The organism is Actinosynnema sp. CA-299493 (assembly GCF_050946825.1).
Taxonomy (GTDB): domain Bacteria; phylum Actinomycetota; class Actinomycetes; order Mycobacteriales; family Pseudonocardiaceae; genus Actinosynnema.
Map to the genome: position 1 here is coordinate 5,495,718 of NZ_CP191993.1, position 21,350 is coordinate 5,517,067.

Here is a 21,350-nt window from a genome sequence, read left to right on the forward strand (position 1 = left end):
TGAGGTGATCTTCACCTCACGGCGCGAAGAGCCCCAATCGGACGAAATTCACCCGACGTAGAAAAATCTCGCTACGCTCGAACCAGTGCGAATCCTCTTCTCCAGCCTCGGTTTACACGGACACACCTACCCCCTGCTGCCGCTGGCGATCGCCGCCCGCGAGCTGGGCCACGACGTCACCTACTTCACCGGCGCCGCGTTCGCCAACGCCCTGACCTCGCACGGCATCGAGCACGTCGTGGGCGGCATGGACCTGCGCGCGGCGTTCGAGATCGCGAACGAGGGCGCCCCCGTGGGGAAGCCGCAGGACGCCGACCCCGATCGGGTCGCGGCCGCCTTCACCTCGGTGCTGCCGCGCGCCTTCGCCGCCGACCTCGCGCCGGTCCTCGCCGACCTCAAGCCCGACCTGGTGGTGCACGAGCTGGGCAACCCCGGCGCGGGACTGGCCGCGAAGGTGGCGGGCGTGCCCGGGCTGTGCCACTCGTTCGGCCGGGCGTGGGAGGCGGACGAGTTCGCGAGCAGCGCGCGCGAGCACCTCCTCCGCGTCGCCGCCGACCTGGGTGTCGAAGTCCCCGAGGACGACGTCATGGGACTGGGCAACCCGTACCTCGACATCTGCCCGCCGTCGGTGCAGAACCCCGCTTTCCTGGCCGGTCCGACGCGCCGGATCCCGTTGCGGCCGGTGCCGTTCGCCGAGCCCGGCGAGCTGCCGCCGTGGGTGCTCGAACACCGCGAACCGCTCGTGTACCTGACGTTGGGCACGGCGTTCGGCGAGGCGGGCGTGCTGCGCACCGCCATCGACGGTCTGGCCGCGGTGGGCGCGAAGGTGCTCGTCGCCGCCGGACCCACGATCGACGTGGGCGGGTTCGGCGAGCTGCCGGACAACGTCGTCGTGCTCCCGTGGGTGCCGCAGGCCGACCTGCTGCCGCACGTGGACCTGGTGGTGCACCACGGTGGCAGTGGCACGACGATGGGCACGTTCGGCGCGGGCGTGCCGCAACTGGTGCTGCCGCAGGGCGCCGACCAGTTCAGCAACGCCGCGGTGGTGGCCGGGGCCGGGCTGGGCGACCAGCTGCTCGGCGCGGAGGTGACCGCCGAGGCGATCACGGCCAAGGCGCGGCGCCTGCTCACCGACGAGGCCGTGCTCGGCGCGGCGCGGGCCATCGCCGACGAGGTGGCCGCCATGCCGTCGCCGCACGACGTGGCCCGCACGCTGCCCGACTACGTCTGACACCGGACACCCGCCTGGCCGCGCCACCACGGGGGTCGCGGTCGGGCGGGACCGCTGCGGGCGGCGCGGCGCGTCGGTGCGACCACCCGCACCAGTGCTTAACACGTAAGTCCGGCCATTCATCGCAACTACCGCGCCGCTCGTCGTGATCTGCTTGACCGGTTAATCCGCCCACTGCCACGGTCGGCGACGCCATCAAAGACGACCGGCGTTGGGAGACCTTCATGGCAAGACACGTGGGGACACTGGCCGTGATAGCCGCGCTCGTGGCGACGGCGGTGCTGCCGTCGACCGCGACCGCGCACGGCAGGCCCTGGGTGGCCGGCTGGGCGGCGAGTCCCGTGGTGGGCAGCGAGATCCCGTGGAGCGACTGCCCGGCGGGTGCGGGGCTTCAGGACCAGACCGTGCGCAACGTGGTGTTCCTCAGCGCCGGCGGCGAGTCGGTGCGGGTGCGGCTGACCAACGCGTTCGGCACGACGCCGCTGCGGGTGGGCCGCGCGACGGTCGCCGTGCAGCAGGCGGGCGACGCGGTGGTGCCCGGCACGTTGCGCACGCTGACGTTCAAGGGCAGGCGGGACGTGACGGTGCCGGCCGGCCGGGAGCTCTTCAGCGACCCGGTCCGGCTGGACGTCGAGGCGCTGTCGACGCTGCTGGTGAGCGCCTACGTGCCGGACGCCACCGGACCGCTGACCAACCACCCGTTCACCGCGCAGGGCAACTACCTGGCCTCCGGCGACCGGACCGCCGCGCCGTCGGGCGGGTTCCAGGACACGCCCTGCTGGATGGTCGTCAACGGCGTCGACGTGGCGCCCGCGCGGCGGGTCGCGGGCACGGTGGTGGCCTTCGGCGACTCGATCACCGACACCGCCAACACCACCGGCAACGCCAACCGCCGCTGGCCGGACTTCCTGGCCAGGCGGCTGGCCGCGGTCCAGGGCCGCACGCTGTCCGTGGTCAACGCCGGCCTGGGCGGCAACCGGCTCATCGCCGACCGCGACGAGCCGTTCTGGGGCGTGGCGGGCGTGACGCGGGTGCGGCGGGACGTGCTGTCGCAGACCGGTGTCAAGGCGATGATCCTGCTGGAGGCGGTCAACGACATCGGCTACAGCGCGTCGGCCGAGGACCTGATCACCGGGCACCGCGAGGTGATCGGGCAGGCCCGCGCCAAGGGCGTGAAGGTCTACGGCGGCACGATCCTGCCGTTCAAGGGGTCGTTCATCTGGACCGAGGAGCGCGAGGCGACCTGGCGGGCGCTCAACGACTGGATCCGCACCTCCGGCGAGTTCGACGGCGTGGTGGACTTCGCCGCCGCGACCGGCGTGCCCGGCGACCCGGCCACGCTCGACCCCGCCTACGACAGCGGCGACCACCTGCACCCGAACGACGCGGGCACGGAAGCCATGGCGAACGCGGTCGACCTGGCGATGCTGCTGCGGCGCTGACCCCCGCGCCGGACCGCTGCCGTCCGGGGCGAATCCGCTGTCGGCGAACGCCTCGGACAGCACGGCCCGCCCGAGAGCACGATGGGTCGTAGTCGGGTGAGCGACGGAGGCGCCGATGGATCCGCTGGACGCCTACTCGCAGGCCGTGATCGCGGTCGCGAAGTCGGTCACGCCGCACGTGGCCAGCGTGCGCATGGCGCGCGGCACCGGGTCGGCGGTGGTGTTCACCGACGACGGCTACCTGCTGACCAACGCGCACGTCGTCGGCGGCGGCCGGGACGGCACGGCGGTGTTCGCCGACGGCGCCGAGTCGCCGTTCACGGTCGTCGGCACGGACCCCCTCGCGGATCTCGCCGTGCTCAAGGCGTCGGCGGACGCGCCCGGCGCGGCGAGGTTCGGCAACGCCGACCACCTCCAGGTGGGCCAACTCGTCATCGCCGTCGGCAACCCGCTGGGCCTGGCCGGCTCGGTGACCGCCGGCGTGGTCAGCGCGCTGGGCCGCGCGGTGCCGGTGAGCAACGGCCGGGCGGGACGGGTGATCGAGGACGTGATCCAGACCGACGCGGCGCTCAACCCCGGCAACTCCGGCGGCGCGCTGGCCAACTCCGCGGGCGAGGTGGTCGGCATCAACACCGCGTTGGCGGGCATCGGCCTCGGCCTGGCCATCCCCATGAACAGCACCACCCGGCGCATCCTGTCGACCCTCATGGTCGAGGGCCGGGTGCGCCGGGCCTACCTCGGCGTGGTCGGCGCGCCCGCGCCGCTGCCGGACGCCGTCGCCGAGCGCACCGGGCAGCGCGCGGGCGTGCGGCTGGTGCAGGTGGTGCCCGGCGGCCCGGCCGAGCGGGCGGGCCTGCGCGACGGCGACCTGGTGCTCAGCGTGGCGCGCACGCCGGTCAGCGACGCCCAGGGCATCCAGCGGCAGCTGTTCGCCGAGGCCATCGGCCTACCGCTGCCGGTGACCGTCCTGCGCAACGGCGCGATGGTCGACGTCGTCGCCACGCCCAGCGAGCTCACCACGTAACGCCATCGCGAACCGCCGGCACACGTGCGCCCGCGCGAACTCCCGCCGCGACCGCGCCTCGTCCACGTGCGGGAACGCCTTCGCCACGCGCGGGCCGGGTCGCGCCCCCACCGCGCGCGCCGGCTCGTCGGGCGACGTGCGGTGGTCGGCGATCACGTGCGGGTGGTGGTCGCTCTCGGCGAAGCCCATGGCGCGGTACCAGCGCAGGGTCGGCGGGTCGTCCCTGGTCCAGGCGTCCAGCGTGGTCGCGCCGAGCGCGGTGGCCCGAGCCCGGGCCCGCGACAGCAGCGCGCCGCCGATCCCCCGGTGCTGGTGGTCCGGGTGGACGGCGATCGCCTCGATGGTGGCCGACCCGCCGCCGACCGCCAGGTCGAGGATGCCGACGACCACGTCGCCGTCCACCGCCACGAGCTCCGCGCCGGACACCGCCGGCTTCGCCGCGACCACGTCGCCGTGGAACGCGGTGCCCAGGAACGACAACGCCCGACACCTCAGCCACGACGGCTCGTCACCGACGACGTAGTCGCGCACCGAGTACCCCATCGCGACAGCCTGCCCCATCGACGCCGCGCGGGTGCACTGATTTCTCTGATGGCCGACGGCGCCGGGTGGAGATGGGGCGGTGGAGACCGGGTGCTGGTGCCGGCGGCCGTCGAGCGGGGGCCGTGCGAGGATCGCGGCATGGTCATCGAGGTACACGACGTTCCGGCGGAGAAGCACTTCGCGGCCGTGGTCGACGGCACGGCGGCGGGCAAGGCGGTCTACATCCGCACGCCCGACCTGATCGTGTTCACCCACACCGAGGTCGACCCGGCGTTCGAGGGCAAGGGCGTCGGCAGCGCCCTCGCCCGTGCCGCGCTCGACCAGGCGCGGGCGTGGGGGCTGCCCGTGCTGCCGCTGTGCCCGTTCATCAAGGGCTACGTCGAGCGGCACCGCGAGTACGTCGACGTCGTCTACCGCACGCCGAAGACCACCGCCGTGGACTGAGCCCTCAGCGGAACGGCGCGGTGAAGCAGGCGAGCCGGGCGCCCGCGCTGCCCGCCCGGCCGTGCCCGGTCTCGGTGGTCGGCTGCTCGTGCAGCACGATCGAGGACGGCGCGCGGTCGTCGAACACGAACGGCACGGTGGTCTCGGCCACGCCGTTGCCCTGGCCGTCGGTGGTCAGCTCCAGCCAGATCTCGTTGTGCGGGTTGGCGTAGGCGGGGTCGACCGACGGCCGCTCGGGTGTCGCCGCCGGGTCGACCTCGTGCTGGTAGTGCGGACCGGCGTCGGTGCCGTTCCGGCCGCACGGTTCGGTGTGGGCGTGGGCGGCGTAGCCGCGGTGGGGCTGGAGCAGGTCGGCGGACAGCCGCACGGTCGTCGTGCCGTCGCCGCGGGTCACCTCCAGCTCCAGCTCCGCGCCCGGCGGCGCGGCCTCGGGGTCGTAGGTGAACGCCACGTCCGCGGCCTCGACCGGGGCGAGCACACCGATCTCCCGGCTGCCCACCTCCTCCTCGGACGGCTTGGCGTCCCCCGTGCCCGGGTCACCGCCGCACCCCACCGCGACGCACAGCGCGGCCAAGGCGATGACGATGCGCATACCGGTTCCCTCCACGCGTCCGCAGTGATCACCGCTCGACTACCCTCGCCGCTCCGGGCGAAACGACGGGCGTGGCGGACCACTCGGCCGGGTGGTTCAGCGCTGGTCCGCCGGACGCGGGGAAACCCTCGTGGTGCCACTTCGCCGCCGCGTCGAGCGGGCGGCGCACCACGACCCGAGGGGGTTCGATGAGCACCCGCACCCTGATCGCCGCGCTCGCGTGCACGGCGGCGTTCCAGGCGCCGGCCGCGCACGCCGCCGACGATCCCGGCGCGTTGATCGCGTGCGGCACGACCGAAGCGGACCGCGTCACCTCGCGCGGCGAGGCGCTGACCCGGGCCCAGTCCTGGTTGGACGCCCGGGTGCCGTACAGCCAGCAGGCCTGCCACCGCAACGAGCACGGCAGCTACCGCACCGACTGCTCCGGCTACGTCTCGATGGCGTGGGGCCTGACGCACTCCCGCACCACGGCCACGCTCCGCGACGTGGCCACCGTGATCCCGCGCGCCGACCTGCGTCCCGGCGACGCGCTCACCACCTCCTACCACGCGGCGCTGTTCGTGCGCTGGGCCGACGACGCGAAGTCGGAGCCGGTCGTGCGCGAGCAGACCGGCCCCGACGGCGCGGCTCCCGTGGAGCGGAAGTGGACGGCGCAGACGGCGAACGCCTACACCCCGCTCCGCTACTACCGGGTCACCGACGACTGACGCCTCAGCTCTGGCAGGCCACCCCGTTCAGGGTGAACGCGGCCGGCTTGCCGTTCGACCCCGCCCAACTGCCGAGGAACCCGAACGACACCGAGCCGCCCGGCGCGATCACGCTGTTCCAGGACGCGTTGCGCACGGTCACCGTCGAGCCGTCCTGGGTGTGGACGCCTCCCCACAGCTGCGTGACCCGCTGACCGTCGGGGAACGACCACGCCAGCGTCCACGCGTTGATCGCCGCGGTCCCCCGGTTGGCAACCCGGACCTCGCCCTGGAAACCGCCCTGCCACTGGCTGCCGACCGTGTACGCGACCGCGCACGTCGCCGGCGGCACCGTGGTCGTGGTCGTGGTTGTCGTCGTCGTGGTGGTCGTGGTGGTCGTGGTGGTGGGCCCGCCGATCCGGCTCGGGTCCACCACACCCCAGTAGGCGTCCTTCGCCTGCAACCGCGTGTCGAACAGCAACGGGTGGTCCTTGCGGGTCACCGGGAAGCTGTCCAGCCACGTGTTGTCGTCCGCCAGGCCCCACACCGTCACCGAGCTGATGTTCGCCGAGTACTCCTTGTAGAGCTCGAAGAAGTCCCGGTACCGGTACGCCTGCGTGAGCAGCACGTCGGCGGGCGGCGTGGGGTAGGACTGGCTGTTGTCGGTGTAGATCGAGACGTCCATCTCGGTGATCTGCTGGTCGATGCCCAGCGGCACGAACTTGGCCAGCATCGCCTCGGTCTCCGCCAACGACGGCCACTGCACGTTGACGTGCATCTGGTGGCCCACCGCGTCGATCGGCACGCCCTCCGCCCGCAGCCGCACGACCAGGTCGTGGAGCTTGTCGCGCTTCGACGGGACGTTGGTGTTGTAGTCGTTGATCACCAGCTGGGCGTCGGGCGCGACCTCGCGGGCCACCCGGAACGCCGTGCGCAGGTAGTCCAGCCCCGTGATCTCGAACCACTTGCTGCGGCGCAGGCCGTCGGCCTGGTTCTCGTCGATGACCTCGTTCACCACGTCCCACACCCCGATGTCGTCGCCGAAGTGGCCGACGACGCCGCGGATGTGCGCTTCCAGGCGGGACAGCAGCAACGCCTTGTTCTCGGGCGTCGCGGTCATGTCGTTGCCCGCCGCGTCCTCGAACACCCACGCCGGCGTCTGCTGGTGCCACACCAGCGTGTGCCCGCGCACGGCCGCGCCGTTGGCCTTCGCCCAGGCGACCAACGCCTCCGCGTCGGTGAAGCGGAACGCGCCCTCGGCGGGCTCGGTCGCGTCCCACTTCAGCGTGTTGCCCGGCGTGATCGAGTTGAAGTGCTTGGCGAGCAGTTGCCCGTGGTTGTTGAGCAGCTCGGCGTTCCCGACGGCGGCGCCCACGGCGAAGTGGTCGGCCAGCACGTCCTTCACCGACGGGATGTCGGTCTGGACCGGCGGCAACGGGGTGTGGGAGAGGGAGAAGTCGTCGATGTGCAGGGACGCCGTGGCGCTGCTCAGCTCGACGTAGGTGGCGAGGAAGTCGACGTCGGCGGCCACCGTGTAGCTGCCGCGCAGGTTGACCCAACCGTTGGCGGTGACCGCGGTGTCGCCCACCACCTGGTCGTAGCTCGGGGTGCCCGCGGTGCGCCGTTCCACGGACAGCCGGGCCTGCGTCGCGGCCTCGCCGGCCGCCAGGCGCACCCACACCGACAGGTCGTACCGGATGCCCTTCTGCGCCTTCTCCAGCAGGTTCAGCGTGGGCCCCTGCCAGGACTGCTCACGTCCGGTGACCACGAGGCTGTGCGTGCCGCCGTGCGCCACCGCCGTGCTCGGCGCGACCACTTCACCGGCTCGGGACGTCCAGCCCTGGGCCGTGCCGTCGTCGAACGTGCTGGAGACGACGACCACGGGTTCGTCGGCGGCTGCTCGGGGGCTCGCGTGTGCCGCCAACGTGACCAGGCCGGCCAGGACCGAGGTCGCGAGCACACCGGCGAGAACTCTCCTCATCGAGAATCCCTCTTCCGTCGGACGCGTTCTGGGAGCGCTCCCAGAACATCTCGCCCGGACTATAGGCAGGCCCGCCGACCCCCGCCCAGCCGCCGTTCAGCCCAAACCCGGGCGGTCGCCGCGCCCGGAGGAGCACCGAGCTCGCCCGGCCCCCCGGTCGCAGCAGGTCGCGGCCCGCCCGCTCGCACGGGTCAGGGGGCGATCGTGGCCGCCACGATGCAGGTGTCGTCCAGCGGGGTGGCGGGCACCAGGCGGGAGGTCAACGCCTCGGGCATCCGCGCCGGGTCCAGCTCCGCCACGAACCCCCGGATCTCCTCCACCAGGCGTTCCAGGTCGTCGCCACGGGCGCCGGCGGACGGCCGCCGCTCGATCAGGCCGTCGGTGAACATCAGCACCGTGTCGCCGGGCGCGAGGAGCGTCCGCGCCGTCGCGTACACCGCTCCCCGCACCGCGCCCAGGATCGGGCCCGCGGGCCGGTCGAGCCGCTGCACGTCGTGCGACCGCAGCAGCAGCGGCGCGGGGTGGCCGGCTTGCGCCCACGACAACCGGCGCGTGGTCGGCTCGAACCGGCCGACGACGGCCGACGCCAGCGTCACCCCGTCACCGCCGGTCAGCATCCGGTTCAGCACGTCGAGGACACCGGCCGGGTCCGGGTTGGTCAGCGCGGCCCCCGTCAACGCGTACCGCAGCTTCGCCATCGCCGCCGCGGTCGCCAGGCCGTGACCCGCCACGTCGCCGATCGCCAGCAGCGTGCTGCCGTCGTCGATCGGGAACGCGTGGTACCAGTCGCCGCCGACCTCCGCCCACTGCTCGGCCGCCAGGTAGCGCACGGCCACCCGCATCCCCGGCAGCTCCAGCGGCCGGCTCGGCAGCGGCAGCACGGCGGAGCGGAGGTGGTTCGCCACCTGGTGCTCCTGCGCGAACTGCTCGCTGAGGTCGAACACCCGCTTCTCCGCGCGCCGCATCGCGGTCACGTCCTGCAACACCACGTCCAACCGCACGGGCCTGCCCTGCACGTCCAGCACCGGCTCGCCGATGAACCGGCCGTACCGGACCTGGTCGCCGGCGCGCAGGCGCAGCTCCGAGTCGGCGCCCTCGCCGTGCTCCAGCATCCGCCGCACGGCGTTCTGCAGGATCGGCAGGTCCTCGCCGACCACGGACGCCCGGATCTCGTCCAGCGACATCGGGCCGAGCGCCGGGTCGCGGTCGAAGATGACGTAGAGCTGGTCGGACCAGTCGATCTCGTCGGTCACCAGGTTCCACTCGCCCCACCCGATGTTGCCGAGGCGCTGGACGCTGCGCAGCCGTTCCAGCTGCAACGGGTCCTCGTGCTCGTGCCACGCCAGGATCAGGCCGTCGCCGAACTTGCCGATGGTCAGCGTGTACCGGCCCTGCTGCGGCAGGCCGGGGGTGTTCTCCTCGTAGTCGAAGATGCTCACCACCTCCCTGACGCCGGTGCGGAGCACCCGGAAGTACGCCGCCCACAGCTCGGTGCCCGCGACGGTCGGGTAGCTGGTGAGGATGTTGCGCCCGACCAGCTGCCGGTAGCGCCGGCCGGTGAAGTCGACCGCGTCCGGGCTGGCGGCCTCGAACCGGAAGTCCACCACCTCGCCGTTCTCGCCGTGCACCGCGCCGAGCAGCGCCACCGAACCGGGCAGCACGTCGAGCAGGTGCTGGACCCAGAGCGTCCAGTTGCGACCCCTCGCGACGCCGTCCGCGCCCACCAGCGCCAGGAGCGTGGAGCCGGCGGCGCGGACCAGCACCTCCAGCTCCCACCGCTCCTCGGACGGGAAGTCGTGCTCGCCGGTCCACAACAACCCGACCACGCCGGCGATGCGGGTCCGGTCCCGGAACGGCAGCCACGCCCGCGACCTCCACACGGTCTCCGGGTCGCCGATCAGGGTGTGCAGCCGGCGGGCCTCCGCCAGGTCGGGCAACCACTGCGGCAGGCCGCTGCGCACCGACGCGAGGACGCCCGTGCTGAGCCGCAACGGCACCCGCTCCCACTCCAGCCGCACGGTGGCGGGCACGTTCGCAGCGGCTTCCAACCGCAGTCCGCCATCGGGTTCGAGCAGGTAGACCAGCACACCGTCGCAGCCGACGTGCTCGCGGACGAGTTCGGCCAGCTCCTCCGAGTCGGCCGCCGTGCCGATGGCGGCGAGCGCGACGGGCTGCGGCGTGCGTTCGCCCAGCGGCGCCGGCGAGGGCTTGGGGATGTCGACCTGCCGCACGCGCCGTGCCGGGTCGGGCAGCCCGTAGGAGGGCGGCAGACCTGGCGCGGTCGGCGGCGGCGGCACGCCGAGCACACCGGCCGCGATGACGGCCGGCTCACTGCCCGTCGCCTGGGCCAGCCGCACCATGTCCTCGAACGCCTCGTCGGGACGGCACGACAGCCGCTCGGCCAGCACCCCCTTGGCCTGCTCGACCACGGCCTGCGTGCGGGCAGCGGACCTCAGCCGGTCGATCTCGTCACGCTGCCGGGCGACGAGGTCGGCCAGCGCAGAACCGGTCGGATCCCGCTGCACCGCCATCGCGTCCAGCATCACCCGCCCACCGGCGCACGGCCAGCCGAACCGACGCGAACCTCCACCCCGCGCACTCCCCCACCCCGCACGCCCCTCCCCGATCCCCCACCCGTGGCACTCGGCGTCAGCGGTCGCCCGACCACTCGAAGGGATGAGGCGGAGGACACTCCGGATCGCGGAACAGCGGTCCACGCCGTGCGCGTTGTACGGGATGGTCGGTGCGGTCCGTGTCCCCGGGCCTCACCCAGCGCCTTCGCGGAACACCGTTCGGCTGGAGCCGCGTCGAGCCACTCGCCGAGAGGCGACCGCCGCGCCGACCCCTGAACCAGCCTCCGGCCGCTGCTTTCCCCCAGCGCGGCCGGAGGCTGCCGGCCCGTGCTCCCACTCCGCGTGCCCGGCAGCGCAGGGCAACAGAACGGACGAGGTGACCGCGACCGGCCGGCACGTCGGCCGCCTCGACGTCGTCGTGACCAACGCGGGCCAGGCCCAGGTCGGCGCGATCGAGGAGCTGCCCCTGGGGGTCCTCTTCGGCCAGGGCTTCTGCCCGGTGATCCGGCAGGCCTGCGCCGCCCGGCTCAAGACCCGGGACGAGTGGCAGGACCTGTCGGCGAAGCCGCACGGCAACCTCGACCAAGCGGCCGACACGACCCCGGCTCGCCGGCGAGGTCGCCCGACCGGGCGGTCACCGGCCCGGCTCCCCGGCCTGTTGGACGAGCTTCGCCTCCACGATGGCCACCAGGTCGGGGATCGTGTTCCACTGGTTCACCTCCTGCTCGCTGATCCTGATCCCCAACTCCTGGCCGACGGCCTCGATCAGCTCGATCGCGCTCAGCGAGTCGATGTGCAGGTCGGCCAGGGTCTCCTGCGGTTTCACGTCCTCGGCGCGGATCCCGAACACCGTCGTCAGGACGGAACCCACGACCGCCTGGGCGGAACTCATACCATCTCTCCTTCTGTCCTCAACAGGTAGTCACCGGTCTTCGCCACGCTGTGGAGCACCTCGCGCACCCGGTCGACGTAGGCGGCGACGCTCACGGCGGCCGTCTCGGCGGCGGGGTAGCGCGCGGTCAACCACAACCCCTCGTCGGTGCGGTGGGTCCACATGTTCACCTTGCTGCCGCTGGTGGCCAGCCGACCCAGGGACCGGGCGTCCCACTCAGGCCAGTGCCGGATGCCCGGCACCACGCGCATGTCGATGAACGAGATGAACGGGAACACCTCGGGCATCCGGCGTTCCAGCTCGCGTTCGATGCCGAGGAGCTCCGCGATCCTCGCGATGGGCACGCGACTGAGGCTCAGCGCGGTCTTCGCGGACCGCTGGGCGCGTGGCACCACATCCAGGAAGCTGGTCGCCGAGCCGACCTCGACCTCGATCGGGCCCCCACCGATGTACCAGCCCATCGAGGACAGCCACTCACGCCTGGTGCGAGTGCTCCACGGCATCATGGTCCGGTAGACCGGGTCGCCCGTGACCTGGTGGGCGACGACCGCCAGGGCGGAGAGCAGCCCGGCGAGGAACCCGCCGCTCGCGCCGCGGCACGCCTCCTCGACCGCGTCGGCCTCCGACGCGTCCAGCAGCAGCACGTCCTGCTTCGCGTGCGGCAGCACTTCCCCTTCCGCGACACCGAGGTCGAGCGGGAACCGCAGCAGCCGGTCGCCGCCGGCGTCGATGAACCGGGCCCACTGCCCGACGGCCGGGTCGTCGGCGTCGACCTCACGGGCGGTGGCGCGCTCCACCGCGGCGAAGTCGACGTAGCTGCCGATGCCGCGGTGCTCGACCGGGCGTCCCTCGACCGCGGCGGCGTACAGGTCCTGCCACTCCGCGACGGCGGTCATGACGGAGAACACGTCGGTGTGCGTGTGGTCCATCCCCACGACGACCGTCGTGGAACCGGCGCGCTCCACGGTCTCCACCACGTAGCTGGGCAGGCTGAACGAACCCGTCGCGTCGTCGATGCGCTGCTGAAGGCACACGACGAGGTCGTCACCGCTCGTGAAGTCGCCCACGACCACGTCCCGCACGGACACCGCGGCGGGGTCGACGGTGAAGCACTCCGCTTCCGCGCCCACCACCCGGAACGCGCTGCGCAACGTCTCGTGCCGCTCGACCCACGTGCGCAACGCCTCGCGGAACGCCTCGACGTCCAACGGCCCGGCGAGGTCGAACCTGAACCCCATCCACAGTGGAACCCAGGAGCCGCGCTCGGTGAGCGCGGTGGCGTACTTCAGGTGCCACTCCTGGTTGTACGACGGAGGAGTGCCGGGCTCGACCGACCGGGCCGCTTCCTGAAAGGGCGCCTCGTCCAGTGACCACTCCCTGAGCCGACCGGGACGTACGCGGTACTCGGAGAGCGTCGTTATCAGCATGCCCTTGATCAGCTCCTTTGGTGTGAAGGGCACAGCTTTCACCGTGGGCTCAAGGGCGTCGATCCCTCGACAGCGTGAAGAGCGTCCACTGTCGAGTGATCACAACCGGTTACCTCCATCATGGCGAGTTGGTCGCCGCGGAAGCGGGTGGGGATCGTGAAGGACGCGGTCGTGCCGCGTCAACGACTTCGCGGTGATCCGCCGCTGCCCGGCAGGTTTCCGGCCGGTGGGTCGGCGGCGGTCGGGCGCGTCAGCCGTACGCCTTGGCCTGGAGCGCGAACAGCTCCGCGTAGAGGCCACCGCGGGCGGTGAGCGTGGCGTGGTCGCCGGTTTCCACCACCCGGCCGTCGCCGACCACGATGATCAGGTCGGCCGTGCGCACCGTGGAGAACCGGTGGGACACGAACACGGTGATGCCGCCGGTTCGGCCGGCGACCCGTTCCGCGTGGTCGGCGTACCGCTGGAACAGGACGTGCTCGGCCTCCGGGTCCAGCGCGGACGTCGGCTCGTCGAGCACGAGGAGCAGCGGGGCCTCCCGCATCATGGCCCGGCCCAGCGCCAGCTTCTGCCACTGGCCACCGGACAGCTCCGCGCCGTCGGCGTAGCTCTTGCCCAGCCGGGTGCGCAGGCCGTCGGGCAGGTCGTCCAGCACGCCGGTGGCGTTGGCGCGCGCCAAGGCCGCGCGGACGGCCGGCTCCGACGACAGCCGGGGCAGGTCGCCGAGACCGACCACGTGCTGGGCCGGGAACTCGTACCGGACGAAGTCCTGGAACCCGGCCGCGATCCGCGCGCGCCACTCGTCGAGCGCCATGCCGTGCAGGTCCACCCCGTCGACCAGGATCCGCCCCGCGGACGGCCGGTAGAACCCGCAGAGCAACTTGACCAGCGTCGACTTGCCCGCGCCGTTCTCGCCGACGATCGCGACGGTGGCGCCGGCGGGCAGGTGCAGGTCGACCTCGCGCAGCACGGGGACGTCGGTGCCCGGGTAGGTGAAGGCCACCCCGGCGAGGTCGATCCCGTCGTGCAGCCGCGGTGGCGGCGAGTGGTGGGCGGGCGCGGCACCGGGTCCGGTCACCGACGCGGCGACCTCGGTGAGCCGCCGGTACGCGCCCGCCATCCGCTGGAGGTCCTGCAGGAGGGTGACGGCCGTGGCGACCTGCTGGTTGACCTGGGCGGCGAGCACGATCACCAGCACGACGTCGCCGACACCACGCCGGCCGGCTATCGCGTCCCGCACCACGAGCAGCACGCCGCCGATGTACGCGAGCGCGAAGACGACCTGTCCCGCCGCGCGCACCCACGTCGCGGTCAGGTGCGCGCGCCACAGCCCTCGCGTCGCCCGCGCCCACAACCGGTCGTGCCGGGCCCGCAGCTCGTCCCCCACCCCGGACACCCGCAGCTCGCCGGCCAGGCGGGCGGACGTGGCCAGGTGGAACAGGTTGAGCGCGGTCCGGGTCGCCTCGGCGGTCGCCGTCCGGGCGCGGTCGAGCACCCGTTCGGCCACCCGACCGGCGAGCAGCGGCGGCGCCGCGGCGACGGGCAGCAAGAGCAGCCACGGGTTCTGCACGGCCAGCAGGACCGCGGTGAGCACCACGGCGAGCACGAGGCCGACACCGTTGAGCAGCGCTTCGAGGCCGGTCCGGAACTGCCTGCCCTCCTGCCGCAGCACGGTCCACGTGTCGGCGTCCTCGGCCCGCTCGTGGTGCTCGATGCCGGCCGAACCGTTCGACACCTCGATCACGCGCTCGTCGAAGTCCAGCTCCGCCAGCTCGGAGAGCTCGTAGTAGGCCAGGTGGGCGAAGTGCCCGAGGGCCAGCGCCAGCACCGCCAGCACGGCCACCGCCACGCCGGCGAGCACCGCGTGCCCCGGCGTGCCCGCGACGACCTCGCGGGTCATCCACCCGAGCGCCGCCGCCAGCAGCGGGGCGGCCACGGCGCCCGCCGTCATCAGGACCACCGCCAGCGCCGTCTTGCGCGGGTTCAACCGCCACGCCGTGGTGATCATGGTCCACGCGCCGGTCAGGAGCACCTTCACCCGGACGCTCCCTCGACCGCGTCGACGGTGTCGAGCACGTCCGCCGCGTCGAGCACGTCCGCCACAGCGCGCTCGTCCGCCGCGTCGAGCACGTCGCCCGTGTCCACGAACCGGTCGGCCTGCAACCGGAACAGCTCCGCGTAGCGCCCGCCGCGGGCCAGCAGGTCCGCGTGGCTGCCCTGCTCGGCGACCCGACCGCGTTCGAGGACGACGATGTGGTCGGCGTGCCGCACGGTCGAGAACCGGTGGGAGATCAGCAGGGTGGTCGCGCCGGCGGCCAGGCCGGCGAACTCCTCGAAGAAACCGGTCTCCGCGCGCACGTCCAGGCTCGCCGTCGGTTCGTCCAGCACCACGACCCGCGCGCCGTGGCGCAGCGCGAACAACGCCCTCGCCAGCGCGACGCGCTGCCACTGGCCGCCGGACAGCTCCGCCCCGTCGGTGAGGTGCCGTGCCAGCGGGGTGTCCAGCCCGCGGGGCAGGCGGGCCACCGCCTCCGCGAGGCCCACCGAGTCGACCACCTCGCGGATCCCCTCCCGGTCGTCCAGGAAGCCGACGGCGCCGAGCCCGACGTTGTCCGCGACGGACGACTCGTAGCGCACGAAGTCCTGGAAGATCACGCTGAGCCGGGTGCGCCACCGCTCGACCGGGAACGCGCGGAGGTCGACGCCGTCGAGCGTGATCCTGCCCGCGGTCGGCTCGTAGAGCCTGGCGAGCAGCTTGACCAGGGTGGTCTTGCCGGCGCCGTTCACGCCGACGACGGCCGTGCAGCGGCCGACGGGGATGGTCAGGTCCAGCCCGTCGAAGATCGCGCGCCGCTGACCGGGGTAGCGGAAGCCGACCTCCTCGAACCGGATGGCGCCGACCGGCTCGGGCACCGCCGGCCGCCGCACGGGGCCGGGGTCCTCCGCGTGCGCGTCGACGTGCTCGGCGAACCGCCGCACCGCGTCGTAGGCCCTCATCCCGATCGCGGTCGGCAGGTCCGCCTCCGGGTAGTGCTCGGCCAGCCGCAGCAGGCCGAGGGTCGCGGTCGCGACGAGGACGAACCCGGTGAGCGTCATCTCGTGCGCCGTCGCGCCGACCACCGCGAAGACCACCCCGGTGACCGCCAGGGCCGCGACCGAGAACCAGACGAACGGCCACAGGTAGATGGCGCGGCGTTCCGCCCAGAGGGGTTCGAGGTAGCGGAGGTGGGTGTCGCGCAGTCGTTGCCGCAACCAGCCGGCCAGGCCGAAGACCCGGATCTCCTTGCCCGCGGCGGCTCCGCCGGCCAGCTCGCGCAGGTAGTCGACCTCCCGCTGGTCGGCGGCGAGCAGGGACCGGGTCTTGGCGTAGCGGCGCAACCCGCCGCGCTGGCCGTGGCGGAACAGCAGCACGGTGGCGACCAGCGCCACCGCGGCCGGCCACGACAGCACCACCCCGACCGCGACCGCACAGCCGGCGAGCTCGGTGTAGCGGGCGATCAGCGCGAGCAGCCCGGTGGCCGCCCGGCCGGGGCTCTGCACGCCGAACTCCACCTCCCGCGCTGCGGTGCGCAACGCGTCGAGCGCCTGCTGGTCCTCCAGCGCGCCGAGGCCCGGACCGCGCAGTGACGCGGCCATCAGCTCGTCGAACACCCGGCCGTCGATCCGGCGCGTCAGCAGCTCGCCCGTGGCGCGCTCCACCGGGGAGATCAGCTGCCTGGCGACGAACGCGCCCGCCGCGACACCGAACATCGCGACCAGCGAGTCCCACGCGCCGGAGTCCGGTCCCGCGGCCACGGCCGCCGGCACCCGGCCGAGCACCACCGCCGTCGCCACGGTGAACACCACCGGGAGGCACCCGAGCAGCAGGTTCACCCCGACCGACGCGGCGACGAGCCGACGGCCCGCGCGAGGCAGCAGCCGGACGATGTCCCGTCGTGCGGCGAACTGCTCCCGTGCGACGGCGAACCGGTTCTTCATGCCGGCCGCTACCGGGCGGCCAGGTAGTCGGCGCAGCGGGGCAGGCCGCGTTCCTCGATGACCTGGTTGAAGTCCGAGAAGCGGATGGCGGGTCGCTCGACCAGCAGCCGGATGATCGGCGTCCGGTACTTCTCCGCGATGTAGCGGTAGTTCTCCAGGGCGAACCTGGCGTTGTCGGCGTGGTTCTTCTCGTGCGGGTAGTGGATGGAGCTCGCCTCGCGGCTCACCGCGAACCGGGCGCCGGCGCGGTGCAGCCGGTAGGCGAGGTCGAGGTCCTCACCGCCCCACTGCCGCAGCTCCTCGTCGTACAGGCCGACCTCGCGCACCTGCTCGGTCAGCGCGGACGCGTGGCAGGTCCAGTACATCAGCCACGGCGCGGGCAAGTGGCCGAAGTCGTCGGAGTACCGCTCGTAGAACGGTTCGCGCACGTCCGGCCACGACCGCGTGCGCGCCAGGTGCTCGACGGAGGCGTCGACGTCCTCGACGTCGACGACCTCGCGGATCCGCCGGGCGTCCTCGTTGTCGAGGTTGAAGCAGTACACGTACCCGTTCAGCGCCAACGGTTCCTCGGCCGCCTCGTGGGCGGCGACGTGCGCGGTCAGGCTCCCGGAGTGCAGCAGCACCCCGGAGTCGACGAAGACGGAGATCTCGCCGGTGGCGTGCCGGAGACCGGTGTTCCGGGCCTCGGCGACCCGGTAGCCCTCGTCCGGCTGGTAGAAGTACCGCAGGTCGAGCCGGTCCTCGAAGCCCCGCACCACGGCCGCCGTGTCGTCGGTGGAGCCGTCGTCGACGACCAGCACCTCGAACCGGTCGCGCGACAGGTCCTGCGCGGCGAGCGAGTCGAGCGTGAGTTCCAGCAGCCGTCTCCGGTTGTAGGTCGGGACGATGACCGTGCAGCGCGACGAGCTACCCACGAGAAGCTCTCCTTGTCGAGGTCCCGCCTCGCACGACGAGGCCGGGGGTCCGGCGGGACCGCGACGAAGATCCGCTCTCCCGGGTGACTCCCCGCCGGTCACCGCGCAAGTCTGCCGAGCTTCGCGAGCGCCGGTCAACACCGCGCACGAAGTCCCGGGTGCGGGCGGCGCAGGGCCGTCCGCACCCGGTGGTCACCGCCGGCGCGAGCCGTGGTCGGTCAGTGCGACACCTGCCAGTGGCTGTTCGCCGTCTGGAGGGTGAACGAGAGCCCGTAGCAGCCGAAGTCGGTGCTGGACACGCTGCCCGGCGGCGTCACCGACGAGTTGGCGGTCGTCAGCGCCGTCCACGTGCCGCTGACCTTGACCTTGAGGTTGGCCGCGTGGAACTGGGTGCCGTAGGTCTCCGTGCAGTAGTAGCCCTCGCCGGTGGACGGGTTGTACTCGGTGTACACCTCGAACATGCTCCAGCCGCCGTGCGGGTCGATGAGCTTGATCGGGTCGGCGCTGGTGAACAACGCGTCCCAGGACGAGGTGGTGTAGTTGTACAGGTAGGCCGTCCACGAGTTGGTCACGGCGTTGGTCTGCACGTCCAGGACGTCGTACGCGGGCAGGCCCTGGAACGCCGTGGTGTAGGTGCTCAGGAACGTCGAGTCGATCCAGGCCACGGCGGCGAAGCCGGGCGAGGCGGCGCACCAGTCCCACGCGCCGACCCCGTTGCCGCCCTGCCAGTAGAACGTGGTGACCTCGATGCAGGTCTTCCCGCTCGGCACGAGCGTCGGCGCGTACACCACGTCGGGGTTGCCCGACGGGATGCTGATGCCGGGGTTGACGGTGTGGGTCGCCTGCGCGCCGTCGGACACGACGGTCGGGAACGTGCCCCAGACGGAGTGCAGCGAGCCGCTCCACGGCGGGAGGGGCGCCGCGGCGGTACCGGCCCGCCGCCGCTCGTGCCTCGCCTGGAACTCCTCGCCCCGCTTGAGGACGTGCTCGCCGAGCTTCGCGCCGGCCGCGGCCCTGGCCGCGTCACCGCGCAGCGCGGGCACGGCCTTCCCGCTGACCGGCGACTCGGGTGTCGGCAGGCCGCCCGCGACGGCGACCGGTTCGTCCGCCGCCGAGGCCGCGGCCGACCCGGGTAACGCGGGCACCAGGAGCGCGCCGGCGGCCACCACCGCGACGGCGACCCGGCGCAGCGGCGAACGGAGTGACCGGCGTGGTGCGAGCGATGAGAACGGCACAGCCGTTTCCTCTCGGCAGAAGGGAGTGGCGCACCGCGGACGTGGAAGGGCGCGAACAACGCGTGCCGTGTCCCCCCAGGACGTCGCGGTACTCGAAGCCTGCTCCCCACTCCGCGATCACGGCCAGTGCGCGACCACGGTGCGTGCGGACGTCCGAACTGTCCGTGCTCGGTATGCTTCGCGCCCTCGGCACACCACGAAGGGGGCTCGGTGGAAGATCTCGCGGACTCGGTCGAATCGGTGGAGCAGCTCGCCGCGGCGTGGCGCGGCATGGTCCTCGACCGCGACCCGGACGCCGACGTGCGCGACCTGCCCGGCATCGCCGTCCGCTGGGCCGACAGCCGGTTCGCGTTCTGGAACTGCGTCACGGTGACCGACGTCGGCGCGGACGCGGAACTGCTGGAGCAGCGCCTGGGCCAGGTCGCCGACATCATGCGCGCGAAGCGGCGGCCCGGTTTCCTGTGGCTCTTCGAGGACCTCCTGGCCGACGACGCCCGCGCCGCGCTCGACGCGGCGGCCGACCGGGCGGGCCTCCGGCACGCGTTCCCCGGCACCGGCATGGCGGGCGACCTGCTGCCCCTCGACGAGCCGGGCCACCCCGACCTGACGTTCGCCCGGGTGAGGACCGACGAACAGCTGCTGGCCTACGCGGACCTCAACTCGCGCGCCTACGGGTTCCCGCTGGAGGACGGTCGCGACGGGCTCGCCGGCTCCACGCGGTGGAAGAACGAGGTGCACGCGTACCTGGCCTTGCGCGACGGTGTGCCGGTGGCCTGCGCCGCGTCCGTCGAGGCCGCGGGCCGGTTGTTCGTCGCGCTCGTCGCCACCGACCCGGAGTGGCAGCGCAGGGGCTACGGCGAGGCGGTCACGCGGAAGGCCCTGCACGAGGGCGGCCGGGCCACCGGGCTGACCCGCGCCACCCTGCACGCGACCGCCGCCGGCGCGCCCGTGTACCGGCGGATCGGCTTCCGGCCGAACTCGACGGTGCGCTTCTACGGCCTCGGGGACTGAGCACGTCGTCCGGGAGGTCGCCATCGCGCCGGGCCGGAGGCGCCCCGCCGTCAGGCCTTGGCGGGCCGACGCCGCCGCCGCACGACCACGACCGCCACCGCGCCGACGACCAGCGCCAAGGCCAGGAGCACCAGCGGCACCCCGGGCAGCGGCCACGACGAGCGGACGTACTCGGTGACGACCACGACGGCGCGGTGCGGCTCGTCGGTCGCCGAACGGGTGAAGCGGATGTCGTCGGTGATGCGCGCCGGCCGGAACTCCGCGTCGTAGCGGGTCAGGTAACGCGGGCCCGTCAAGGCCGCGGACAACGTCGGGTACCGCGGGTCGGGCCTCACCTCGCCCGCGAACGTGAGGTCGGGCGCGTCGCCCCGGGGCGCCGGGTTGGTGACGTCCATCCGGTGGTCGGCCAGCACGTACAGGCGCAGCGGCTGCCGGCCCTCGGCGGTGGCGGACAGCCGCATCGGGTAGACCGGCGTGTCGGTCTCGAACGCCAGCCGCATCGGCGGCAGGCCCTCGGCGAGGCTGCCGGAGGTCGGCGCCAGGCGCACCGCGACGACGAGCCAGCCCTCCGCGAGGTACGGCCCGAGCGCGCCGCCGAGGTCGTCGGGCAGGGTGAAGTCGTGCTCGCCCAGCCACTGCGTCACGGCGGTGGCGTCGGCGCCGGCGAGTTGGGCGACCTCGTAGGGCCCGACCTCGACGTGGTCCACGACGGTGGCGCGGCGATCGGCCTGCGGCGGCGCGCCCGCACCGTCACCGTCCACCACCACGCGCCGCACCTCGACGTCCGGGCGGCTGATCCGGTCGAGCTCGGTGAACAGCTCGCTCTCGGCCACCTCGAACCGGGCGCGCGCGGGCACCGGCATGAGGAACGCCGCCTGGGTCGCCTCGGAACGCGCCCGCACGGAGAGCGTGATCGACTCGGTGCGGCCGGTCAGCTCCACCAGCGCGGTCTCCTGCTGGGGGCGCAGCTCGTCGTTCGCGACGAACGCGCCGCAGGCGCACGCACCGGACATCGCGGGGTCGACCGCCACCACCGCGGCGGCGAGAGCGAGCACCACCGCGATCCGGGTCGCCGTTCGGCCGGTTGCCATGCCCCGTCCGACGCGGCGGGCCACCGCCGGGTTCCGCCGCCCGGCCACCCCGTCTCGACCAGCCCGGAGATCGCGCCACCCTCGCGGACGTCGACTCCCGGCGGTCGGCGGCGGGGTTTGCTACCGTTCTCGCGGAGAGCCGTGTGAAGGAGACTCGACGTGGCGGGTGAAGACGACATCTCCGGGTGAGACCCGGATGTGATCGGCCATCGGGCGTTTGCCGCCGTGGCCGCCTCAGTCTTCCCCTCTTCCTCTTGGGCGCCGTGTCGCCCGCATCACACCAGAGGTC

17 protein-coding genes and 1 pseudogene are annotated in these 21,350 nt (G+C 73.2%); 6 read left to right on the top strand and 12 right to left on the bottom strand.

All coding sequences use genetic code 11. The annotated features are described in order from the left end of the window. Positions 1-85: 85 nt before the first annotated feature. The 3 genes from ACQPYE_RS22965 (at position 86) to ACQPYE_RS22975 (ending at position 3,697) form a co-directional block, all read left to right on the top strand. Positions 86-1,231 (top strand): glycosyltransferase, encoded by a 1,146-nt coding sequence (locus ACQPYE_RS22965; protein ID WP_498714349.1) that lies wholly within the window; start codon positions 86-88, stop codon positions 1,229-1,231. Between the two features lie 224 nt (positions 1,232-1,455). Continuing rightward, positions 1,456-2,673, top strand: coding sequence for an SGNH/GDSL hydrolase family protein (locus ACQPYE_RS22970; protein WP_498714350.1), 1,218 nt, complete (start codon positions 1,456-1,458; stop codon positions 2,671-2,673). A gap of 115 nt (positions 2,674-2,788) precedes the next feature. Continuing rightward, positions 2,789-3,697 (top strand): S1C family serine protease, encoded by a 909-nt coding sequence (locus ACQPYE_RS22975; RefSeq protein WP_498714352.1) that lies wholly within the window; start codon positions 2,789-2,791, stop codon positions 3,695-3,697. Here the strand turns inward: ACQPYE_RS22975 and ACQPYE_RS22980 are convergent. After that, on the bottom strand, positions 3,620-4,240 hold the full coding sequence (locus ACQPYE_RS22980) for a GNAT family N-acetyltransferase (RefSeq protein ID WP_498714354.1): 621 nt from the start codon (positions 4,238-4,240) through the stop codon (positions 3,620-3,622). The two genes, ACQPYE_RS22975 and ACQPYE_RS22980, sit on opposite strands and share 78 nt — an antisense overlap. 138 nt (positions 4,241-4,378) lie before the next feature. Here ACQPYE_RS22980 and ACQPYE_RS22985 point away from each other — a divergent pair, with 138 nt between their 5' ends. Then, positions 4,379-4,684: a GNAT family N-acetyltransferase gene (locus ACQPYE_RS22985; RefSeq protein WP_498714355.1), complete on the top strand. Its 306-nt coding sequence runs from the start codon at positions 4,379-4,381 to the stop codon at positions 4,682-4,684. 4 nt (positions 4,685-4,688) lie between these two features. On the opposite strand, the gene ACQPYE_RS22990 is transcribed toward ACQPYE_RS22985, so the two are convergent. Continuing rightward, positions 4,689-5,276: a superoxide dismutase gene (locus ACQPYE_RS22990; protein WP_498714357.1), complete on the bottom strand. Its 588-nt coding sequence runs from the start codon at positions 5,274-5,276 to the stop codon at positions 4,689-4,691. 188 nt (positions 5,277-5,464) lie between these two features. Here ACQPYE_RS22990 and ACQPYE_RS22995 point away from each other — a divergent pair, with 188 nt between their 5' ends. After that, positions 5,465-5,983 carry a hypothetical protein gene (locus ACQPYE_RS22995; RefSeq protein WP_498714359.1) on the top strand — a complete coding sequence of 173 codons (519 nt, stop codon included), beginning with the start codon at positions 5,465-5,467 and terminating at the stop codon, positions 5,981-5,983. Between the two features lie 4 nt (positions 5,984-5,987). Here the strand turns inward: ACQPYE_RS22995 and ACQPYE_RS23000 are convergent, their stop codons facing one another. The 9 genes and pseudogenes from ACQPYE_RS23000 to ACQPYE_RS23040 all read right to left on the bottom strand — a co-directional run bounded on the left by ACQPYE_RS23000 (position 5,988) and on the right by ACQPYE_RS23040 (position 18,959). Next, positions 5,988-7,943 carry an endo-1,4-beta-xylanase gene (locus ACQPYE_RS23000; protein WP_498714361.1) on the bottom strand — a complete coding sequence of 652 codons (1,956 nt, stop codon included), beginning with the start codon at positions 7,941-7,943 and terminating at the stop codon, positions 5,988-5,990. Between the two features lie 191 nt (positions 7,944-8,134). Next, entirely contained in the window at positions 8,135-10,474 is a 2,340-nt protein-coding gene (locus ACQPYE_RS23005) for a SpoIIE family protein phosphatase (protein ID WP_498714363.1), read from the bottom strand. Positions 10,475-11,150: 676 nt separating this feature from the next. Then, on the bottom strand, positions 11,151-11,408 hold the full coding sequence (locus ACQPYE_RS23010; RefSeq protein ID WP_498714365.1) for an acyl carrier protein: 258 nt from the start codon (positions 11,406-11,408) through the stop codon (positions 11,151-11,153). Continuing rightward, a complete protein-coding gene (locus ACQPYE_RS23015; protein ID WP_498714366.1) occupies positions 11,405-12,868 on the bottom strand; it encodes a condensation domain-containing protein in 1,464 nt (487 codons plus the stop codon). The genes ACQPYE_RS23010 and ACQPYE_RS23015 overlap by 4 nt, the downstream gene beginning before the upstream one ends. Before the next feature lie 5 nt (positions 12,869-12,873). Further along, positions 12,874-12,999, bottom strand: a pseudogene (locus ACQPYE_RS23020) (hypothetical protein); the annotation flags it as partial. Positions 13,000-13,085: 86 nt separating this feature from the next. Continuing rightward, complete coding sequence (locus ACQPYE_RS23025) at positions 13,086-14,870, bottom strand: ABC transporter ATP-binding protein (protein ID WP_498714368.1); 1,785 nt, start codon at positions 14,868-14,870, stop codon at positions 13,086-13,088. Continuing rightward, complete coding sequence (locus tag ACQPYE_RS23030; RefSeq protein WP_498714369.1) at positions 14,867-16,810, bottom strand: ABC transporter ATP-binding protein; 1,944 nt, start codon at positions 16,808-16,810, stop codon at positions 14,867-14,869. The genes ACQPYE_RS23025 and ACQPYE_RS23030 overlap by 4 nt, the downstream gene beginning before the upstream one ends. 8 nt (positions 16,811-16,818) lie before the next feature. Beyond that, positions 16,819-17,724 (bottom strand): glycosyltransferase, encoded by a 906-nt coding sequence (locus tag ACQPYE_RS23035; protein ID WP_498714370.1) that lies wholly within the window; start codon positions 17,722-17,724, stop codon positions 16,819-16,821. Between the two features lie 218 nt (positions 17,725-17,942). Continuing rightward, complete coding sequence (locus tag ACQPYE_RS23040) at positions 17,943-18,959, bottom strand: carbohydrate-binding protein (RefSeq protein WP_498714371.1); 1,017 nt, start codon at positions 18,957-18,959, stop codon at positions 17,943-17,945. Between the two features lie 210 nt (positions 18,960-19,169). Here ACQPYE_RS23040 and ACQPYE_RS23045 point away from each other — a divergent pair, with 210 nt between their 5' ends. After that, positions 19,170-19,970 carry a GNAT family N-acetyltransferase gene (locus ACQPYE_RS23045; protein ID WP_498714373.1) on the top strand — a complete coding sequence of 267 codons (801 nt, stop codon included), beginning with the start codon at positions 19,170-19,172 and terminating at the stop codon, positions 19,968-19,970. Positions 19,971-20,020: 50 nt separating this feature from the next. Here the strand turns inward: ACQPYE_RS23045 and ACQPYE_RS23050 are convergent, their stop codons facing one another. After that, positions 20,021-21,061: a DUF2330 domain-containing protein gene (locus ACQPYE_RS23050; protein WP_498714374.1), complete on the bottom strand. Its 1,041-nt coding sequence runs from the start codon at positions 21,059-21,061 to the stop codon at positions 20,021-20,023. Between the last annotated feature and the right edge of the window lie 289 nt (positions 21,062-21,350).

Coding starts and splice junctions, on each gene's coding strand:
- ACQPYE_RS22970 (WP_498714350.1), top strand. CDS start 1,456: ATGGCAAGACACGTGGGGACACTGGCCGTGATAGCCGCGCTCGTGGCG.
- ACQPYE_RS22975 (WP_498714352.1), top strand. CDS start 2,789: ATGGATCCGCTGGACGCCTACTCGCAGGCCGTGATCGCGGTCGCGAAG.
- ACQPYE_RS22980 (WP_498714354.1), bottom strand. CDS start 4,240: ATGGGGTACTCGGTGCGCGACTACGTCGTCGGTGACGAGCCGTCGTGG.
- ACQPYE_RS22985 (WP_498714355.1), top strand. CDS start 4,379: ATGGTCATCGAGGTACACGACGTTCCGGCGGAGAAGCACTTCGCGGCC.
- ACQPYE_RS22990 (WP_498714357.1), bottom strand. CDS start 5,276: ATGCGCATCGTCATCGCCTTGGCCGCGCTGTGCGTCGCGGTGGGGTGC.
- ACQPYE_RS22995 (WP_498714359.1), top strand. CDS start 5,465: ATGAGCACCCGCACCCTGATCGCCGCGCTCGCGTGCACGGCGGCGTTC.
- ACQPYE_RS23000 (WP_498714361.1), bottom strand. CDS start 7,943: ATGAGGAGAGTTCTCGCCGGTGTGCTCGCGACCTCGGTCCTGGCCGGC.
- ACQPYE_RS23005 (WP_498714363.1), bottom strand. CDS start 10,474: ATGGCGGTGCAGCGGGATCCGACCGGTTCTGCGCTGGCCGACCTCGTC.
- ACQPYE_RS23010 (WP_498714365.1), bottom strand. CDS start 11,408: ATGAGTTCCGCCCAGGCGGTCGTGGGTTCCGTCCTGACGACGGTGTTC.
- ACQPYE_RS23030 (WP_498714369.1), bottom strand. CDS start 16,810: ATGAAGAACCGGTTCGCCGTCGCACGGGAGCAGTTCGCCGCACGACGG.
- ACQPYE_RS23050 (WP_498714374.1), bottom strand. CDS start 21,061: ATGGCAACCGGCCGAACGGCGACCCGGATCGCGGTGGTGCTCGCTCTC.